Raw genomic sequence first — 2,671 nt, forward strand, 5'->3', positions numbered from 1 at the left:
AACCCGAAAAGTCGGCGAAGATTTGAACTGCATAGGCATAGATTCCGGTCAGCACCTCCAAAGCGCTGAAGTTCTGAGGCGAGGCGAACACAGGGTCGACCAGGCCCGTCGCCAGAGTGTTGGCGACGACGACCTTTTTGAAGAGGCCAGCTGCGATCAAGGCGAACCCGGCGGCCCCTTGCACCCGGCGGGGATCGTGTCGCTCCTTCAGTTGGGGCAGAAATTCAGAGCCGCGCACAATAGGGCCGGCGACCAGGTGCGGAAAGAACGACACGAACACGGCGAAATCGAGCAGAGGAACCGGCTCGAGCTTCCGACGGTAGATATCGATCGTGTAGCTAAGAGACTGAAACGTGAAGAACGAGATCCCAACCGGAAGGACCATGTTCAAGATCGGCAAAGGAAGGTCGATTCCGAGCGGACGGGCCAGGTTGATCAACGAGCTGGCGAAGAAGTCGTAGTACTTGAAATAGGCGACCACCCCCAAGCTCACGACAACGCCGAGTATCAGCAGGAGGCGGCGTCGGCGGGGGTCCGTAGTCCGGTGAATCGAACCGCCGACGGTGTGATCGACCACCGTTGTGAACGCCAGAAGGCCCAGAAACCGCCAATCCCAGTATCCATAGAAGAAATAGCTGGCAGACAGCATGAAGAGCTTCCACTGGCGGGGATGAGGCATCAACAGCCAGTTGGCGGTCAAGACGACCGCGAAGAAGATGGCGAATTGAATAGTGGGAAAGATCACTGAAGGCGCCAGATGCTATCGGCTCGCCCGGATCCCGTTCGGGCATCCGACCTGGTCACCCCTCTTCCTCCTCCTCGGCGGCAGGGACCTTCACCCCGGTCTCCGGCCGAGAAGACAAGGAGAAAAGGGACACTGGCAAGGTCGCTTGGATCCGGGTGCGCCTTGCCCTGCCCAAGCTGTCGGACCGGGCTTTCAGGTACCGTTGACTGGCCGATGGGTGCACCCTCCACAACTCGCCAGGGCCGGGAGCCGCGCCAGTCGCGACAAGGACGTCGACTGCGGGTTACTCGTCGCGGCTGGATCGTGTTCACGATGATCCCGATCGCGGTTGCGGCCGCCATAGTTTGGCCCCGATTCGCCAGTCCGGTGGTGACCCTGACCGGAATCATTGAGGGCGCGACCTACGGGCCTTCAACCGTTCCGACCGGAGTGTCGCTTTCCTTCGATCGACCGGTCGAGGCTGTAACAGCTTCGATCGACGGCTCCGATCTCGGGGTGTCCATCGTCGACCTCAGCGCCACCCTTACCCTCGATAGCCTCGGACACGGAGATCACCTACTCGTGGCCGAAGTCGACCGGGGCTCTCTGGCTGCCACCGTTCGAATCCAGCGCGCCTTCAGAGTCGACTTGACCGGCCCACTCATCGAGGTGCTCGATCCAACCGGCCCGGTCCCGCCGATGGAGCCGCTCGTCGTCATAGCGAGCACCGATGACCTGGAGGCGGTCGCCACCATCAATGGCACCACTGTCGCCATCGCCGAAGACGGGAGCTTCTCGCAGAGTTTCGAACGGCCCCCCGAAGCACCGGTGACGATCAGCCTTACCGATGCGGTCGGAAACGTGACCGAAGAGACCCTGGCCGTCGTTCTAGCGCTACCCGGATCGGAGGGAGGACCACCGGTGCGGGGCGTCCACGCCAGTGGCTACACGTGGGCAAGCTCCGAGCTCAAGGACCCGATCATGGAAATGATTGCCGCCGGGCTGATCAATACGATCGAGATCGACCTCAAGGAAGAGGCGGGAGAGATCTGGTACGCCACTGACGTACCCCTCGCCCAAACTGTGGGGGCGGTGACGGAGCTTTGGGACTTGGCCGAGGTTGTCGACGAGCTTCACGCTCTCGGGGTCAGGGTGATCGGCCGCCTGGTGGTCTTCCGAGATCCCAAGCTGGCCGCACATGCGGTATCTACAGGGGCCATGGATCTGGTCGTCCAAAATCCAGATGGGACCGCCTATGGGCAATACGGCGGTTACACCAACCCGTTCAACACCGAAGTGTGGGAGTACAACATTGCTCTTGCCGAGGAGGCGGCCCGCCTCGGGGTGGACGACATCCTTTACGACTACGTGCGCCGACCCGACCAGTTCCTCGACACTATGCGATTTCCCGGCCAGGGCGATGCGATCCCCGAAGATGCCATCGTCGGTTTCCTGGAAGAAAGCCGGGGCCGGATCAACGCCGCCGGAGCCCGCTTGGGAGCATCCGTCTTTGGTATCGCCGCCACTCGCCCCGACGAGATCGCCCAGGACATTCCGCGGATGGCGCACGTAGTTGATTACGTAGCTCCAATGGTGTACCCGTCCCATTGGGGACCTGGCGAATACGGAGTGGCAGATCCGAATTCCTCGCCCTACGACATTGCCTTTCGATCTCTTGAGGATTTTCAGACCCAGGTGGCGGGAACCGACGCAACCGTGATGGCATGGCTTCAGGACTTTTCCCTCGGGGTGGATTACGGACCGGCCGAGGTCAGAGCCCAGATTCAGGCCGCTGAGGATGCCGGTGTTCTCGACTTTCTGCTCTGGGACGCGGCCGCCACCTATACCAGAGCGGCTCTAGAGCCCTAGCTCGCGGTTGATCGCTTTCATCACCGACGCCGGGTCTTTGGCTCTTGTGATAGGACGTCCGATGACGATGAAGTCGGC

Annotated in this window: 2 protein-coding genes; one reads left to right on the plus strand and one right to left on the minus strand. The window is 61.4% G+C overall.

The window, feature by feature from the left end:
• The coding region (locus JJE47_03195; protein ID MBK5266416.1) for an MBOAT family protein at positions 1-745 on the minus strand (745 nt) is incomplete at its 3' end.
• Positions 746-958: 213 nt separating this feature from the next.
• Between JJE47_03195 and JJE47_03200 the strand changes: the two genes are divergently transcribed.
• Positions 959-2,593, plus strand: coding sequence for a hypothetical protein (locus JJE47_03200; GenBank protein ID MBK5266417.1), 1,635 nt, complete (start codon positions 959-961; stop codon positions 2,591-2,593).
• The last annotated feature ends 78 nt before the right edge of the window (positions 2,594-2,671 follow it).

It is taken from the genome of Acidimicrobiia bacterium (assembly GCA_016650365.1).
GTDB lineage: Bacteria > Actinomycetota > Acidimicrobiia > Spongiisociales > JAENVV01 > JAENVV01.